17 protein-coding genes are annotated in these 15,352 nt (G+C 74.5%); 12 read left to right on the forward strand and 5 right to left on the reverse strand.

The window, feature by feature from the left end; genetic code table 11:
- Positions 1-9 precede the first annotated feature (9 nt).
- Positions 10-1,266 (forward strand): MFS transporter, encoded by a 1,257-nt coding sequence (locus KMS84_RS01565; RefSeq protein ID WP_256914153.1) that lies wholly within the window; start codon positions 10-12, stop codon positions 1,264-1,266.
- Between the two features lie 30 nt (positions 1,267-1,296).
- Here KMS84_RS01565 and KMS84_RS01570 read toward each other — a convergent pair whose 3' ends face one another.
- Positions 1,297-1,932 carry a TIGR03085 family metal-binding protein gene (locus KMS84_RS01570; RefSeq protein WP_256914154.1) on the reverse strand — a complete coding sequence of 212 codons (636 nt, stop codon included), beginning with the start codon at positions 1,930-1,932 and terminating at the stop codon, positions 1,297-1,299.
- Positions 1,933-2,059: 127 nt separating this feature from the next.
- Here KMS84_RS01570 and hisI point away from each other — a divergent pair, with 127 nt between their 5' ends.
- The 11 genes from hisI to lgt all read left to right on the forward strand — a co-directional run bounded on the left by hisI (position 2,060) and on the right by lgt (position 11,233).
- Positions 2,060-2,491 carry a phosphoribosyl-AMP cyclohydrolase gene (hisI, locus tag KMS84_RS01575; RefSeq protein ID WP_256914155.1) on the forward strand — a complete coding sequence of 144 codons (432 nt, stop codon included), beginning with the start codon at positions 2,060-2,062 and terminating at the stop codon, positions 2,489-2,491.
- A gap of 11 nt (positions 2,492-2,502) precedes the next feature.
- On the forward strand, positions 2,503-3,987 hold the full coding sequence (locus KMS84_RS01580; RefSeq protein ID WP_256914156.1) for an anthranilate synthase component I: 1,485 nt from the start codon (positions 2,503-2,505) through the stop codon (positions 3,985-3,987).
- A gap of 85 nt (positions 3,988-4,072) precedes the next feature.
- Positions 4,073-4,723: a TIGR02234 family membrane protein gene (locus tag KMS84_RS01585; protein ID WP_256914157.1), complete on the forward strand. Its 651-nt coding sequence runs from the start codon at positions 4,073-4,075 to the stop codon at positions 4,721-4,723.
- Between the two features lie 145 nt (positions 4,724-4,868).
- Positions 4,869-5,120: an HGxxPAAW family protein gene (locus KMS84_RS01590; RefSeq protein ID WP_256914158.1), complete on the forward strand. Its 252-nt coding sequence runs from the start codon at positions 4,869-4,871 to the stop codon at positions 5,118-5,120.
- A gap of 79 nt (positions 5,121-5,199) precedes the next feature.
- The gene (locus KMS84_RS01595; protein WP_256914159.1) at positions 5,200-5,634 is read left to right on the forward strand and encodes a DUF2752 domain-containing protein; all 435 of its coding nucleotides are present in this window, start codon (positions 5,200-5,202) and stop codon (positions 5,632-5,634) included.
- Positions 5,635-5,830: 196 nt separating this feature from the next.
- Complete coding sequence (trpC, locus tag KMS84_RS01600; RefSeq protein WP_256914160.1) at positions 5,831-6,640, forward strand: indole-3-glycerol phosphate synthase TrpC; 810 nt, start codon at positions 5,831-5,833, stop codon at positions 6,638-6,640.
- A gap of 21 nt (positions 6,641-6,661) precedes the next feature.
- On the forward strand, positions 6,662-6,835 hold the full coding sequence (gene trpM, locus KMS84_RS01605; RefSeq protein WP_256914161.1) for a tryptophan biosynthesis modulator TrpM: 174 nt from the start codon (positions 6,662-6,664) through the stop codon (positions 6,833-6,835).
- Positions 6,836-6,948: 113 nt separating this feature from the next.
- A complete protein-coding gene (gene trpB, locus KMS84_RS01610; protein WP_256914162.1) occupies positions 6,949-8,232 on the forward strand; it encodes a tryptophan synthase subunit beta in 1,284 nt (427 codons plus the stop codon).
- On the forward strand, positions 8,229-9,047 hold the full coding sequence (gene trpA, locus KMS84_RS01615) for a tryptophan synthase subunit alpha (RefSeq protein ID WP_256914163.1): 819 nt from the start codon (positions 8,229-8,231) through the stop codon (positions 9,045-9,047). Before trpB ends, trpA begins: the two co-directional genes overlap by 4 nt.
- 77 nt (positions 9,048-9,124) lie before the next feature.
- A complete protein-coding gene (locus KMS84_RS01620; protein WP_256914164.1) occupies positions 9,125-9,901 on the forward strand; it encodes a thioredoxin domain-containing protein in 777 nt (258 codons plus the stop codon).
- A 96-nt stretch (positions 9,902-9,997) separates the two neighbouring features.
- Complete coding sequence (lgt, locus tag KMS84_RS01625; protein WP_256914165.1) at positions 9,998-11,233, forward strand: prolipoprotein diacylglyceryl transferase; 1,236 nt, start codon at positions 9,998-10,000, stop codon at positions 11,231-11,233.
- A 69-nt stretch (positions 11,234-11,302) separates the two neighbouring features.
- Here lgt and KMS84_RS01630 read toward each other — a convergent pair whose 3' ends face one another.
- From KMS84_RS01630 to KMS84_RS01645, 4 genes are all read right to left on the reverse strand, one after another.
- Positions 11,303-12,136: an HpcH/HpaI aldolase/citrate lyase family protein gene (locus KMS84_RS01630; protein ID WP_256914166.1), complete on the reverse strand. Its 834-nt coding sequence runs from the start codon at positions 12,134-12,136 to the stop codon at positions 11,303-11,305.
- On the reverse strand, positions 12,133-13,329 hold the full coding sequence (locus KMS84_RS01635; RefSeq protein ID WP_256914167.1) for a CaiB/BaiF CoA transferase family protein: 1,197 nt from the start codon (positions 13,327-13,329) through the stop codon (positions 12,133-12,135). Before KMS84_RS01635 ends, KMS84_RS01630 begins: the two co-directional genes overlap by 4 nt.
- Complete coding sequence (rbsK, locus tag KMS84_RS01640; RefSeq protein WP_256914168.1) at positions 13,326-14,219, reverse strand: ribokinase; 894 nt, start codon at positions 14,217-14,219, stop codon at positions 13,326-13,328. Before rbsK ends, KMS84_RS01635 begins: the two co-directional genes overlap by 4 nt.
- The coding region (locus tag KMS84_RS01645; RefSeq protein ID WP_256914169.1) for an ADP-ribosylglycohydrolase family protein at positions 14,216-15,352 on the reverse strand (1,137 nt) is incomplete at its 5' end. The genes rbsK and KMS84_RS01645, both read right to left, overlap by 4 nt.

The raw sequence follows: 15,352 nt of genomic DNA on the forward strand, positions 1-15,352 counted from the left end.
GGCCCGGCCATGACCACCCTGTCCCGGACGCCCGCCGCCCGCGCCGCCGCCGAGCGCCCCGCCCACCGCGACGGCAACGTCCTGCGCTGGCTGGGCGCCTACGCCTCCTCGATGGCCGGCGACGGCGTCTACTACGTCGCCCTGTCGTGGGCCGCCGTCCAGGCCGGCACCCCCGCGCAGGCGGGCCTGGTGCTGTCGGTGAGCGCGCTGCCGCGCGCGGTGCTCATGCTGGGCGGGGGAGTGATCGCCGACCGGTTCGGACCGCGCCGCGTCGTCGTCGGCAGTGACGCGGTGCGCTGCGCGGCCGTCCTCGCGGTCGCGGGGCTGCTGCTCCTCACCGGCCCGCGCCTGTGGCCGCTCACGGTCCTCGCCCTGGTGTTCGGCACGGTGGACGCCGTGTTCGTCCCCGCCGTCGGCGCCCTGCCCCCCCGGATCACCGACCGCGGCCAGCTCGCCCGGGTGCAGGGCATGCGCGGCCTCGCCTACCGGTTCGCCGTCATCGTGGGCGCACCGCTGGGCGGACTCGGGGTCGCCACGGGCGGCGCGGCCGCCGCGTTCGGGCTCGCCGGGCTCCTCATAGCCGTGTCCGTGCCCCTGCTGCTCTGTGTGAGAGTGCGCGAGCTGCCGCCCGACGACACCGCGGACGCGCGCGGCCGGACCGCCTGGGCCGATCTGGTGGCCGGGCTGCGCCACATCCGCCGCCACCCGGTCCTCGCCCCGCTCACGGCGGCCATCGCCCTCGGCGACCTCGGCTTCGTCGGACCGCTCAACGTGGGCCTGACCCTGCTCGCCGACGAGCGCGGCTGGGGCGCCTCCGGCATGGGCTGGGTGCTGTCCGGGTTCGGCGTCGGCGCGGGCGCCGCCTCACTCCTGCTGACCCTGCGCGGACGGCTCCCGCACGCCGGCCGGGTGGCCGGGTGGTCGATCCTCGCGGGCTCCCTGGCCATCGGCGCCCTCGCGTACGCGCCGAACCTCGCCGCGGCCGTCGGCACCGCCCTGCTGATCGGGCTGCTCGCCGGGCTCAGCGGCGCCGTGTGCGCGGCCCTGCTCCAGACCCAGGCAGACCCCGCCTACCTGGGCCGCGTCACCGCCGTCACCAGCCTCGTCAGCCTCGGCCTCACCCCGCTCAGCATGCCCCTGTCCGCCGCCGCCGTCGGCGCCTGGGGCACCGGCCCGGTCTTCGTCGTCAGCGCCGGCGTCTGCGGGCTCGGCGGCCTCGTCGCCCTGGGCGTGCCCGCACTGCGCCGCGCGGAACTCCCGCGCTGACCACGGCCCCCGGCAGAACGTCGAAGGGCCTCAGATGCCGAGCTGCTTGCCGCCGTGCAGCCGCTCGATCGCCTCCTTGTCACCCGCCAGCTCCACCTCGGCGACGCCCTGCCGGCCGTACAGGAGCAGCAGCAGCTCCGACGGCTCGCCCGTCGCCGTCACCACCGGGGTGCCCCGGTGGGCGACCGCCGTACGGCCGTCCGGGCGGCGCAGCACCAGCCCGGTGGGCGCGCTGCGGCCCATCAGCCGGGCGGTGCGCTCCAGCCGGGACCACAGGGCGTCCTGGAAGACGGGGTCGAGGGCGCGCGGCGTCCACTCCGGCCGTGCGCGGCGGACGTCCTCGGTGTGGACGTAGAACTCGATCGTGTTGGACGCCTCGTCCAGCGGCTTGAGCTGGAACGGCGAGAAACGCGGCGGACCGGTGCGGATCAGCTGGAGCAGTTCCTCGTACGGCTTGGCGGCGAACTCCTCCATCGCCCGGTCCAGACGGGACGCGAGCTGCTTGATCAGCAGACCCCCGGCCGCGTCCGGGCGGCGCTCGCGCACCACCACGTGCGCCGCCAGGTCCCGGGTCAGCCAGCCCTCGCAGAGGGTCGGCGCCTGCGGGCCCGCCGTCTCCAAGAGGTCGGCGAGCAGAAGCCGTTCACGCTTGGCGAAAGTCGACATGCCGCCAGCCTACGGCGACGCCGCGGCCGCGCCCACCCGTCGGGATCGCGCCACCGCCGCCCGGACCGCCGCCCACCCACTGGACACCGCGCCGTCACTGTCCGTGGCGCGCGGCACAATGGCACCCATGACCAGCACGCCCGAGCCCGCCCGTCCCACGAGCAGCCGTCTCGCCCCCGAGATCGCCGCGCGCCTCAAGCGCAGCGCCGACGGACTCGTCCCCGCCATCGCCCAGCAGTACGACACCGGAGAGGTGCTCATGCTCGGCTGGATGGACGACGAGGCGCTGCACCGCACCCTCACCACCGGCCGCTGCACCTACTGGTCCCGCAGCCGCCGCGAGTACTGGGTCAAGGGCGACACCTCCGGCCACGTCCAGCACGTCAGGTCGGTCGCCCTCGACTGCGACGCGGACACCGTGCTGGTCAAGGTCGACCAGGTCGGCGCCGCCTGCCACACCGGCGCCCGCACCTGCTTCGACGCCGACGTGCTCCTCACCCGGGGCGGGACCGACGCCGTCACGGCCGCCGATTCCGGCCTCCCGGCCCCGGGTCAGTAAGGTCAGCCGCCATGGACCTCGAGACGTTCCGCAAGCTGGCCTCCGACCGCCGCGTCATTCCGGTCACCCGCAAGCTCCTCGCCGACGGCGACACCCCGGTCGCGCTCTACCGCAAGCTCGCCGCCGAGCGCCCGGGCACCTTCCTCCTGGAGTCCGCGGAGAACGGCCGCACGGCGTTTCGATGGTCCCGCTACTCCTTCGTGGGCGTGCGCAGCGCCGCCACGCTCACCGTGCGCGAGGGCGCCACCCACTGGCTCGGCACCCCGCCGGTCGGCGTCCCCGTCGACGGCGACCCGCTCGCCGCGCTGCGCGCCACCATCGAGACCCTCCACACCCCGCACACGGACGGCATGCCGCCCTTCACCGGCGGCATGGTCGGCTACCTCGGCTACGACATCGTGCGCCGCCTGGAGAAGGTCGGCCCCGGCGAGCGGGACGACCTGCAACTCCCCGAACTCACCATGCTCCTGACCAGCGACCTCGCCGTCATGGACCACTGGGAGGGCTCCGTCCTGCTGATCGCCAACGCGATCAACCACAACGACCTCGACACCGGCGTCGACGAGGCCTACGCGGACGCCGTGGCCCGTCTCGACGCCATGGAGGCCGACCTCTCGCGCCCGGTCGCCCAGCCCCCGGCCGTGCTGCCGCCCTCCGAACTGCCCGACTACACCGCCCTGTGGGGCGGCCCCGACTTCCGCGCGGCCGTCGAGGACATCAAGGAGCGCATCCGCGCGGGCGAGGCCTTCCAGGTCGTCCCCTCCCAGCGCTTCGAGACGCCGTGCACGGCGAGCGCGCTCGACGTCTACCGCGTCCTGCGGGCGACGAACCCCTCGCCGTACATGTACCTGTTCCGCTTCGACGGCTTCGACGTCGTGGGCTCCTCCCCGGAGGCCCTGGTCAAGGTCGAGGACGGCCGCGCCATGGTCCACCCCATCGCCGGCACCCGGCACCGCGGGGCCACCCCGCAGGAGGACCAGGCCCTCGCCGACGAGCTCCTCGCCGACCCCAAGGAGCGCGCCGAGCACCTCATGCTCGTCGACCTGGGCCGCAACGACCTGGGCCGGGTCTGCGAGCCGGGCTCGGTCGAGGTCGTCGACTTCATGTCCGTCGAGCGCTACTCGCACGTGATGCACATCGTCTCCACCGTCACCGGCAAGGTCGCGCCCGGCCGCACCGCCTTCGACGTCCTCACCGCCTGCTTCCCCGCCGGCACCCTCTCCGGCGCGCCCAAGCCGCGCGCCCTGCAGATCATCGACGAACTGGAGCCCTCCCGGCGCGGACTGTACGGCGGCTGCGTCGGCTACCTGGACTTCGCGGGCGACTCCGACACCGCCATCGCCATCCGCACCGCCCTGCTGCGCGACGGCACCGCCTACGTCCAGGCCGGTGCGGGCATCGTCGCCGACTCCGACCCGGTCGCCGAGGACCAGGAGTGCCGCAACAAGGCGGCGGCCGTCCTGCGCGCCGTCCACACCGCCAACCGGCTCGGCTGACAGGGCCCTTCGCGCCGCGTCCGGCGCAGATAGGACGCGTCTCACGTGAACCCCGGGTGCCGGTTCGCCCGGGGTTCAGGCGATAGTGGAGCACGTGACTGCTGCTGTTCCTTCTCCACGTCCCGAAACCGCCGCCGCCCGGTCGAGCCGCCGAAGCCTCGCCGTCGCCCTGCTGAGCGGCGCGCTGGGCTCGGCCCTGACCCTGCTGGCCACCCGCCAGCGCTGGTCCGAGGGCACCGCGACGGTCGCCGGCGCCCCCTTCTCCCTGACCGCCCGCGGCAGTGACGTCACGGGCGTGCCCGCGGCGCTCGCCATAGTGGGCCTGGCCGCGCTCGTCGCCGTCTTCGCGGTGCGCAGGGCCGGCCGCCTCGCCGTCTCCGCCGTGCTCGCGCTCGCCGGAGCCGGGATCATGGCCGCGGCCCTGCTCGGCGCCGGCGACAGCTCCGCGCTCGACGAGCAGGCCGCCAAGGCCACCGGCGACACCTCCGCCGTCGTCGCCTCGTTCGGCCACACCGCCTGGCCCTACGCCGCGGCCGCGGGCGGCGCCCTGATCCTCCTCGCCGGTCTGCTGGCCCTGCGCTACGGCCGCCGGTGGCCCGCCATGTCCGGCCGCTACGAGCGCGACGGCGCCCCCCGCGCGCGGCGCACGGCCCGGCCCGCCGACCCCGAGCGGCCCGAGGAGATGTGGAAGGCCCTGGACCGGGGCGAGGACCCGACCGGGATGGACCCGGCCTGACCTGGTCGCGCCCGCCGCTCCCCGGTGTGGTGAATCAGACTCGACGGGACCCCGACCCCCGGGTCCGGCGCGCCCGCGCGTACGGGACAATGGACGGCGAGCGTCCGGCTCGGACGGACACAGAGACAGCAATGAGGAGCAAGTCATGGCGGGCAGCAGCCACGGACACACCCCGGCCGCCTGGACCGGCGTCACCATCGCCTTCATCGGTTTCGCGGTCGCGGGCCTGTTCATGGTGATGGCCGAGCCGCTCGGTTTCTGGGCCGGCATGGTGATCGTGGCCCTCGGCGGCGTCGTCGGCGCGGGCATGCGCGCCGCGGGTCTGGGCCAGCCGAAGGAGTCGCACCCCGTGCACCAGGTCTCGGCGACCGCCAAGCCGGCCGGCGCCGAGGGCTGAGACCCGCAGCACCTCGTGAGGGGCGGCCGGTGCGCGACCGGCCGCCCCTCACGCGCGCGCGGCGCGCCGCCGGGGCAGAATGCGAGGCGTGAACGCCGACACCCGGCGGGTGACGCCGACCGCCGCGGGCAGGCTGGCCGTGCCCGCCTCGATCCTCGCGGCCGTCGTCGCGGCCTTCGCGTACGTGGGAGTCGTCGACCCCAACGAGCCCGGCCACTACCCCGTCTGTCCGCTGCTGCGCGTCACCGGCCTGTACTGCCCCGGCTGCGGCGGTCTGCGCAGCGCGCACGCCTTCGTGCACGGGGACCTCGCCACCGCCCTGCACGACAACGCGATGGCCGTCGTCGCCTATCTGGGCTTCGCGGTGGTGTGGACCCTCTGGGCGGTCCGCGCGGCACGCGGACGCCCCCTGCGCGTGGAGCTCACCCCGGCGCGGCTGTGGACCCTGGGCGCCGTCCTGCTGGCCTTCACGGTCGTCCGCAACCTGCCCTTCGGCGGCCTGCTGCATCCGTGACCGGCTCGCGGACGTCCTGGTGGAGGGGCCCGTCCGCCCGCGTCGTGCGAAGCTGGTGCGAGGGCGCGCGCGGGCCCTCGCCGACCGGATGCGAGGCCTTCGCCCTCGGCCGGATACCATCGCAGTGACCACCTTTTTCTCCATGGGTCGCTGGAAGTTTCCACCGTCTCTCAGGCATCGGAAGGGGGCCGCTCGCGTGAGTGTGCTCGACGAGATCATCGACGGAGTCCGTGCCGACCTCGCGGAGCGGCAGGCGCGCGTCAGCCTCGACGAGCTCAAGGAGCGCGCGGCGAAGGCCCCCGCCGCCAAGGACGGAGCGGCCGCGCTGCGGGGCGACGGCGTCAAGGTGATCTGCGAGGTCAAGCGTTCCAGCCCCTCCAAGGGCGCGCTGGCCGCGATCGCCGACCCGGCCGGGCTGGCCGCCGACTACGAGGCGGGCGGCGCCGCCGTCATCTCCGTCCTCACCGAACAGCGCCGCTTCGGCGGCTCGCTCGCCGACCTCGAAGCGGTCCGCGCGCGGGTCGACATCCCCGTCCTGCGCAAGGACTTCATCGTCACGTCCTACCAGCTGTGGGAGGCCCGCGCCTACGGCGCCGACCTCGCGCTGCTGATCGTCGCCGCCCTGGAGCAGTCGGCCCTGGAGTCGCTGATCGAGCGTGCCGTCTCCATCGGCCTCACCCCGCTCGTCGAGGTCCACGACGAGGACGAGGTGGACCGCGCGGTCGACGCGGGCGCCAAGGTGATCGGCGTCAACGCCCGCAACCTGAAGACCCTGGAGGTCGACCGGGGCACCTTCGAGCGGGTGGCCCCCGAGATCCCGGCGCACATCGTCAAGATCGCCGAGTCCGGGGTGCGCGGCCCGCACGACCTCATCGCGTACGCCAACGCCGGCGCCGACGCGGTCCTGGTCGGCGAGTCCCTGGTGACCGGGCGCGACCCGAGGACCGCGGTCGCCGACCTGGTCGCGGCGGGCGAACACCCTGCCTTGCGCCACGGCCGCGGCTGAACCTTCGCTAGGCTTGCGCCGATGACTCCCACGCCCTCCCGGACGCTCACGGACCGGTACGCCCGCCTCGCGCGCGGCTGCCGCCCCCGTGGCTGCCGCGCGCCCGCCCGCAGGGTGCACGGCCGCAGGGTGCGCTACGTCATCGGCGACGAGCCCGGCCAGGTGAACGGCATGCGATGGCAGCCGCGCCGCTAGGGGCGCGGGGAACTGTTCGACAAGCCGGCGACGGCCATCAGCCGTCCGACCACCCCCGCCCCACGGCGCTGTTCCGTGTCCGCACACGAACCGTCTCACCGTGAGGTTTCCGCATGCCCAGCGAGTTCTTCATTCCCGACCCCGAGGGCCGGGTCCCCAGCGCCGAGGGCTACTTCGGCGCGTTCGGCGGCAAGTTCATCCCGGAGGCCCTCGTCGCCGCCGTGGACGAGGTCGCCGTCGAGTACGACAAGGCCAAGCACGACCCGGAGTTCGCCCGCGAGCTCGACGACCTGCTCGTCCACTACACCGGCCGCCCCAGCTCCCTCACCGAGGTGCCGAGGTTCGCCGAGCACGCCGGCGGCGCCCGGGTCTTCCTCAAGCGCGAGGACCTCAACCACACCGGCTCCCACAAGATCAACAACGTGCTCGGCCAGGCCCTGCTCACCAAGCGCATGGGCAAGACCCGCGTCATCGCCGAGACCGGCGCGGGCCAGCACGGCGTCGCCACGGCCACCGCGTGCGCGCTCTTCGGACTCGAGTGCACCATCTACATGGGCGAGATCGACACCCAGCGCCAGGCCCTCAACGTGGCCCGCATGCGCATGCTGGGCGCCGAGGTCGTGGCCGTGAAGTCCGGCAGCCGCACGCTGAAGGACGCCATCAACGAGGCCTTCCGCGACTGGGTCGCCAACGTCGACCGCACCCACTACCTGTTCGGCACGGTCGCGGGGCCCCACCCCTTCCCGGCGATGGTCCGCGACTTCCACCGCGTCATCGGCGTCGAGGCCCGCCGCCAGATCCTGGAGCGCGCCGGCCGCCTGCCCGACGCCGCGATCGCCTGCGTCGGCGGCGGCTCCAACGCCATCGGCCTCTTCCACGCCTTCATCCCCGACGCCGGCGTCCGCCTGATCGGCTGCGAGCCGGCCGGCCACGGCGTGGAGACCGGCGAGCACGCGGCCACCCTCACCGCGGGGGAGCCCGGCATCCTGCACGGCTCGCGCTCCTACGTCCTCCAGGACGACGAGGGCCAGATCACCGAGCCGTACTCCATCTCGGCCGGCCTGGACTACCCGGGCATCGGCCCCGAGCACTCCTACCTCAAGGACACCGGCCGCGCCGAGTACCGCGCGGTCACCGACGACGCGGCCATGCAGGCGCTGCGCCTGCTCTCGCGCACCGAGGGCATCATCCCGGCCATCGAGAGCGCGCACGCGCTGGCGGGCGCCCTGGAGGTCGGCCGCGAACTCGGCGAGGACGGGCTGATCGTGGTCAACCTGTCCGGCCGCGGCGACAAGGACATGGACACGGCCGCCCGGTACTTCGGCCTGTACGACACCGACGCCGAGGTCGCCGCCGACGCGGCCGACACCGCCGAGATCGAGGGAGACGCCAAGTGAGCGGGAACATCCAGCTGCTGTCGGACACCCTCGCCGAGGCGAAGGCCGAGGACCGCGCCGCGCTCATCGCCTACCTCCCGGCCGGGTTCCCGACGGTGGACGGCGGCATCGCGGCGATCGAGGCCGTCCTGGACGGCGGCGCCGACGTGGTCGAGGTCGGCCTGCCGCACAGCGACCCGGTCCTCGACGGTCCGGTCATCCAGACCGCCGACGACATCGCCCTGCGCGGCGGGGTGCGCATCGCGGACGTCATGCGCACGGTCCGCGAGGCGTTCGAGGCCACCGGCAAGCCCATCCTCGTCATGACGTACTGGAACCCCATCGACCGCTACGGCGTCGAGCGGTTCACCGCGGAGCTGGCCGAGGCGGGCGGCGCGGGCTGCATCCTGCCCGACCTGCCGGTGCAGGAGTCCGCGCTGTGGAGGGAGCACGCCGACAAGCACGCTCTCGCCACGATCTTCGTCGTCGCGCCGAGCAGCCGCGACGCACGCCTGGCGCAGATCACCGAGACGGGCAGCGGCTTCGTCTACGCGGCCTCGCTGATGGGCGTCACCGGCACCCGTGAGTCGGTGGGCGCGCAGGCCCACGACCTGGTGGAGCGGACCCGGGCCACCGGCTCCGGCCTGCCGGTCTGCGTCGGCCTCGGCGTCTCCGACGCCCGGCAGGCCGCCGAGGTGGCCGGCTTCGCCGACGGCGTGATCGTCGGCTCGGCCTTCGTCAAGCGGATGCTGGACGCGCCGGACGACGCGGCCGGCGTCGAGGCGGTCCGCGCGCTCGCGGGCGAGCTGGCGAAGGGCGTGCGCCGCCAGGCGTGACCCGGGGTTCGGTCACCCGAACGGGTGGACCTGGGACCGGGGAGGCGCATTGCGCCTCCCCGGTTCGTTCTGGGGGTGTGAGCGAGAAGAATCGTGACGGAAAGCGCAACGCCCGCGAACGGCTGGCCGCGGACCGCGAGAAGCAGAAGGCCGCGGAGCGGCGCCGGCGCACACTGATCGTCGGCGCGAGCGTGGTCTGCGTGCTCGGCCTGGCCGCCGTGATCGGCGTCGTCGCCGCGAACTCCGGCAAGGACGACGGCGCGAAGAAGGCGGGCCCGGTCGTGGCCCCCTCCGGCGCCCAGGGACAGGACGCGCTGGCGATCCCGGTCGGCAAGGAGGGCGCCAAGTCCACGCTCACGGTGTGGGAGGACTTCCGCTGCCCCGCCTGCAAGGGGTTCGAGACGGCGTACCGGCCCACGGTCCACGAGCTGGCGAACTCCGGGAAGCTCAAGGTCGAGTACCACCTGGCCACCCTCATCGACGGGAACATGGGCGGCAGCGGCTCCCGCCGGGCGGCCAACGCGGCGGCCTGCGCCCAGGACGCGGGCAAGTTCTCCGCCTACCACGACGTGCTGTACGAGAACCAGCCCGAGGAGACGAAGGACGCCTACGCCGACAACGGGCGGCTGATCGAACTCGCGGGCAAGGTCGACGGGCTCGACACGCCCGCCTTCCGCAGCTGCGTCGAGAACGGCACGCACGACAGCTGGGTCGTGAAGTCCGACCAGGCCTTCCAGAACGGCCACTTCGGCGGCACCCCGACCGTGCTGTTCAACGGCAAGAACATCTACCAGGACCAGTCGATGACGCCGGCGAAGCTGAAGCGGATGGTGGAGGAGGCCGACCAGGGGTGAGCGCCGGGGTAAGGCCTCTTCACACCCGCCCGTTATGGAGCCGTAGCCGGGCTGCCCGCCGTCGGCCCGGCCCGGCACGGTAGCGTCGACCCTGCCATGGAACTTGCCTACATTCCCAGCCCGTCGCACGGGGTGCTGTACCTCGGCCCCGTACCGCTGCGCGGCTACGCGTTCTGCATCATCATCGGCGTCTTCGTCGCGGTCTGGCTCGGCAACCGGCGCTGGGTCGCCCGGGGCGGGCGGGCCGGGACGGTGGCCGACATCGCCGTCTGGGCGGTGCCCTTCGGCCTGGTCGGCGGCCGGCTCTACCACGTGATCACGGACTACGAGCTGTACTTCAGCGAGGGCCGCGACTGGGTGGACGCCTTCAAGGTCTGGGAGGGCGGCCTCGGCATCTGGGGTGCGATCGCGCTCGGTGCGGTGGGAGCCTGGATCGGCTGCCGTCGCCGGGGCATCCCGCTGCCCGCGTACGCCGACGCCATCGCGCCCGGGATCGCCCTCGCGCAGGCCATCGGCCGCTGGGGCAACTGGTTCAACCAGGAGCTGTACGGCAAGGAGACCGACCTGCCGTGGGCCCTGCACATCACGTCCTCCGCGGACGGCCGGGTGCCGGGCTACTACCACCCGACGTTCCTGTACGAGTCGCTGTGGTGCATCGGCGTCGCCCTCCTCGTGATCTGGGCCGACCGCCGCTTCAAGCTGGGCCACGGCCGGGCGTTCGCCCTGTACGTCGCGGCGTACTGCGTGGGCCGCGCGTGGATCGAGTACATGCGGGTCGACGACGCCCACCACATCCTGGGCCTGCGGCTCAACGACTGGACCGCGCTGATCGTCTTCCTGCTCGCGGTGACGTACATCGTCGTCTCGGCGAAGAAGCGCCCCGGGCGCGAGGCCGTCGTCGAGCCGGGCGCGGACGCCCCCGGCGACACGGCGGCGGACGACGCCGGGACCGACGGCGAGGGCACGCCGAAGGACGCCGCCGGGGCGAAGAAGGGCGCGCAGAGCGCGAGCGCGGCGACGGACGCCGAGAAGGAGCAGGAGCAGGCGAAGAGCGGCTCCGAGGACGATTCCGCCGCGGCTGCTTCCGCCAAGCCCTCGGAGACGAAGACCTCGGAGACGAAGACCTCGGCCACGAAGGGCACGGCCACGAAGGCCGGCGCGACGTCCAAGGTCGAGGCCAAGGCCGACGCAAAGGCCGACGCAGAGGCCGGGACCGATGCCAAGGCCACGGCCACGGACGAGACCGACGTCCGGGCGGACGCGGCGGGTGAGGCCGGGGCCGCCGGCGGGGTGAAGAAGGACGAAGCGGAGTCGGCCGGCAAGAAGGCCTGACGGCCGACGGCACGACGACGAGGGGCGCCCGGGCACTGCCGGGCGCCCCTCGGTCGTGTGCGGGCGGGGTCAGCCGGTGCGGGTTCCCAGCGACAGCGTGCGCCGGGCGGCCGCCACCACGGCCGCGTCGACGAAGCGGCCGTCCGGGAGGGCCTGGGCGCCCTGTTCGGTGGCCGCCGCCTTCACGATCGTCTCGGCGTCCTCCAGCTCCTGCTGGGTGGGCAGATAGGCCCGTTCGATGATCGGGAGCTGGCGGGGGTGGATGGCGGCGCGGCCCAGGAAGCCGAGGGTGCGGCCGTGGGCGCAGCTGACGGCGAGGCCGTCCAGGTCCCGGATGTCGGGGTGGACCGACTGGGGCGGCGGCGCCAGGCCGGCGGCCCGGGCGGCGACGATCACCCGAGAGCGGGACCAGTCGAGGCCGGCGTCCGCGCGCACGCCCAGGTCGGCGCGCAGGTCCGCCTCGCCGAGGGCGATGCCGCGCAGGGCGGGGTGGGCGGAGGCGATGGCGTAGGCGTGTTCGACGCCGAGGGCCGTCTCCAGCAGGGCGTGCAGCGGGGTGGTCCCGCCGTCGCCCCGCGGCGCGGACCGCGCCGCGCGGGTGATCTGGTGGGGTGACGTCACCTTCGGCAGGCGCAGACCGCGCACGCCGGGCAGGGCGGCCAGCGTGCGCAGGTCCGCCGCGGCGAACGGGGTGTCCAGGGCGTTGACCCGGACGTGGACCGGGACCGGCTGGGGCTCGCCGAGACGCTCGGCGGTGGCGGCGCGGGCGTACTCCTTGCGATCCGGGGCGACCGCGTCCTCCAGGTCGACGATGACGACGTCGGCGCCGCAGCCGAGCGCCTTGGTCACGGTCTGCGGGCGGTCGCCCGGGACGTAGAGCCAGGTCAGCGGGGGTGCCGTCATACGGCGCCCTCCGCGCGCAGAGCGGTCAGCTCGGCCGGCGTCAGGCCCAGCTCCGTCAGCACGGCCTCCGTGTCCGCGCCGTGCGGGCGACCGGCCCAGCGGATCGCGCCGGGGGTCGCCGAGAGGCGGAAGAGGACGTTCTGCATGCGCAGCGGGCCCAGCTCCGGGTCGTCGACGGCGGCGAGCGTGCCGAGGGCCTGGTACTGGGGGTCGGTCATCACGTCCCGCACGTCCTGGACGGGGGCCACGGCAGCCTCGGCCTTCTCGAAGGCGGCGAGCACGTCGGTGCGGGTGCGGGCGGCGATCCAGGCGCCGACCGCCTCGTCGAGGACGTCGGCGTGCGCGGCCCGCTCCGCGCCCGTCGCGAACCAGGGCTCGTCGATCAGGTCGGGCCGGCCGACCAGGCGCATCACCCGTTCCGCGACGGACTGCGCCGACGTCGACACGGCGACCCAGTCCCCGTCGGCCGTGCGGTACGTGTTGCGGGGCGCGTTGTTCGCGGACCGGTTGCCGGTGCGGGCCTGGACGTAGCCGAGCTGGTCGTACCAGAGGGGCTGGGGTCCCAGGACGGTGAGGATGGGCTCGATGATCGCCATGTCGACGACCTGGCCCTCTCCGGTGCGCTCGCGGGCGGCGAGGGCCGTCATCACGGCGTAGGCGGTGGCCAGGCCGGCGATCGAGTCGGCCAGGCCGAACGGCGGCAGGGTGGGCGCCGCGTCCGGCTCTCCCGTGATGGCCGCGAACCCGCTCATCGCCTCGGCGAGGGTGCCGAAGCCGGGGCGGTGCGCGTAGGGGCCGAACTGGCCGAAGGCGGTGACCCGGGCGAGGACCAGTCGCGGGTTGGCCGCCGACAGCTCCTCCCAGCCGAGATCCCACTTCTCCAGGGTGCCGGGCCGGAAGTTCTCGATGATCACGTCGGCGGTGGCGGCCAGCCGCAGCAGGGTGTCGCGCCCGCCCGGCCTCGACAGGTTCAGGGTGATGGCGCGCTTGTTGCGGCCGAGGAGCTTCCACCACAGGCCCACGCCGTCCTTGGCGGGGCCGTGCCCCCGGGACGGGTCGGGGCGGCCCGGGTGCTCGACCTTGACGACGTCCGCGCCGAAGTCGCCGAGCAGGGTGGCGGCGAGGGGGCCGGCGAAGAGGGTGGCCAGGTCGAGGACGCGCACGCCGTGCAGGGGAGGAGTCGTCGCGGTCATGAGGCGTACTGCGTCTCGATCTCGGAGCGGTAGGGCATCGAGGCGGACGCGCCGGGGCGCTGGACCGACAGGGCGGCCGCGGCGGCCGCCCAGGCGAGCGCCTGCCGCACGGGGCGGTCCTCGCCGAGGGCCACGGCGAGTGCTCCGACGAACGTGTCGCCCGCGCCGGTCGAGTCGACGGCGGTGACCCGCGGGGCGGGGACGGTCAGGGGCTCGGCCCCGCGGGCCGCGTAGAGGCTGCCGGCCGCTCCCAGCGTGATGATCACCTCCGGCACGCTGTCCAGCAGGGCGTGGGCCGCCTCGTAGGGGTCGGTGCGCCCGGTGAGTGCGGCCGCCTCGTGCTCGTTGGGGACCAACAGGTCGGTGGCGGCGAGCAGTTCGGGCGGCAGCGGCTGGGCGGGGGCGGGGGTGAGGATCGTCCGCACGCCGTGGGCGCGGGCCGCCCGGGCGCCGGCGACGACCGCGGCCGACGGCACCTCCAGCTGGAGGAGGAGGGCGTCGGCGGAGGCGATGAGTCCTTCGTCGCCGGGGACGAGGTGGTCGACGGTGCCGTTGGCGCCGGGGACGACGACGATGGCGTTGCCGCCCTCGTCGTCCACGACGATGTGCGCGGTTCCCGAGGGCGCCTCGACGGTGCGCAGGTGGTCGGTGTTGACGCCCGAGTGTTCCAGTGTGGAGCGCAGCCGGGCGCCGAAGGCGTCGTTGCCGACGGCGCCGATCATCGAGACCGTGCCGCCCGCGTGGGCGGCGGCGATCGCCTGGTTGGCGCCCTTGCCGCCGGGGATCGTGCGGAACTCCCGTCCTGTCACGGTCTCTCCGCGCTGCGGGGGTTTCTCGACGTAGGCGACGAGGTCCATGTTCGTGCTGCCGAGCACGACGATGTCGGTCATGGGCGGGACGCCTCCCGGTGGGTGAGGGACCAGGTGAGCTGGGCCAGGGTGTCGAAGCCGACGCCGTTGAAGTCGGCCACGGAGGTGGCCAGCCGGTTCTTGAGGGGGGCCGTCCAGTGGTCGGGGAGGGCGGCCGGGTCGCCGGCGAGGAGGGCGGCGACCCCGCCTGCCGTCGCGCCGGCCGAATCGGTGTCGAGGCCGCCTGCCACGGCGTTGCGGACGGAGCGGGTGAAGTCGCCGTCCGCGTGGGTGAGCGCGGCGGCGATCAGCGCGGTGTTGGGGACCGCGTGGACCCAGTGGGACGCCCGGTGCACGGCGTGGAGTTCGTCCACGACGGCGTCGAACCCGTCGGGGCCGGGGTGTTCCCCGGCGAGCCGGACGGCGTGCGCGACGGCCCGGGCGAGGCGGGAGCGCGGGGGGACGACGGCCAGTCCCGTGCGCAGACAGGCGTGGACGTCCTGGGCGCCGGCCGCGGCCGCGGCGGTCACGGCGGCCGTGAACATCGCCGCGTAGACGCCGTTGGCGGTGTGGGTGAGACAGGCGTCGCGGTGGGCCTGTCGCGCGGCGGCGGCCGGATCGCCGGGGTTGGTCCAGCCGTGCACGTCGGCGCGGATCAGGGCGCCGATCCATTCGCGGAACGGGTTGCGGTGACGGGCGGTGTGCGGGGGTTCGACGCCGCAGAGCAGGTTGCGCAGGGCGATGCGCTCCGCGGTGAAGGCGCGGCCGGGCGGGAGTGCGTCGAGCCAGAGCCGGGCGACGTCCTCGGTGGTGAAGTCCTTGCCGTGCCGTTGCAGCAGGAGCAGGTTGAGCAGCGGGTAGTTGAGGTCGTCGTCCTCGGGCATGCCGTCGATGTTCTCGGCGAGCGAGGTGCCCGCCGAGCGGCGGTTCCACGGGTGCGCCTCGAGGAGGGGGCCGGGTACTCCCCGGGCCGTGAAGTACCCGGTGAGGGGCCAGTTCCCGGTGGCGCGGGCGAGGGCGCGGACGGCGTCCAGGGGAAGCTTCTCGACGGGTTTGCCGAGGAGGCAGCCGACGGCACGGCCCAGCCAGGCCGCCTCCAGCCGGGCCGGCGCGGCAGCGGGCGTCCCGGCGGGGAGGGCGGCCGCGCGACCCGCGTCGTCGGGGGAGGCCGGGGG

Source organism: Streptomyces hilarionis, assembly GCF_024539675.1.
GTDB lineage: Bacteria > Actinomycetota > Actinomycetes > Streptomycetales > Streptomycetaceae > Streptomyces > Streptomyces hilarionis.

What these genes read in the sequence shown, in the direction of transcription:
- KMS84_RS01565 (WP_256914153.1), top strand. Translation starts at nt 10, where the DNA reads ATGACCACCCTGTCCCGGACGCCCGCCGCCCGCGCCGCCGCCGAGCGC.
- KMS84_RS01570 (WP_256914154.1), bottom strand. Translation starts at nt 1,932, where the DNA reads ATGTCGACTTTCGCCAAGCGTGAACGGCTTCTGCTCGCCGACCTCTTG.
- hisI (WP_256914155.1), top strand. Translation starts at nt 2,060, where the DNA reads ATGACCAGCACGCCCGAGCCCGCCCGTCCCACGAGCAGCCGTCTCGCC.
- KMS84_RS01580 (WP_256914156.1), top strand. Translation starts at nt 2,503, where the DNA reads ATGGACCTCGAGACGTTCCGCAAGCTGGCCTCCGACCGCCGCGTCATT.
- KMS84_RS01590 (WP_256914158.1), top strand. Translation starts at nt 4,869, where the DNA reads ATGGCGGGCAGCAGCCACGGACACACCCCGGCCGCCTGGACCGGCGTC.
- KMS84_RS01595 (WP_256914159.1), top strand. Translation starts at nt 5,200, where the DNA reads ATGCGAGGCGTGAACGCCGACACCCGGCGGGTGACGCCGACCGCCGCG.
- trpM (WP_256914161.1), top strand. Translation starts at nt 6,662, where the DNA reads ATGACTCCCACGCCCTCCCGGACGCTCACGGACCGGTACGCCCGCCTC.
- trpB (WP_256914162.1), top strand. Translation starts at nt 6,949, where the DNA reads ATGCCCAGCGAGTTCTTCATTCCCGACCCCGAGGGCCGGGTCCCCAGC.
- lgt (WP_256914165.1), top strand. Translation starts at nt 9,998, where the DNA reads ATGGAACTTGCCTACATTCCCAGCCCGTCGCACGGGGTGCTGTACCTC.
- KMS84_RS01630 (WP_256914166.1), bottom strand. Translation starts at nt 12,136, where the DNA reads ATGACGGCACCCCCGCTGACCTGGCTCTACGTCCCGGGCGACCGCCCG.
- KMS84_RS01635 (WP_256914167.1), bottom strand. Translation starts at nt 13,329, where the DNA reads ATGACCGCGACGACTCCTCCCCTGCACGGCGTGCGCGTCCTCGACCTG.
- rbsK (WP_256914168.1), bottom strand. Translation starts at nt 14,219, where the DNA reads ATGACCGACATCGTCGTGCTCGGCAGCACGAACATGGACCTCGTCGCC.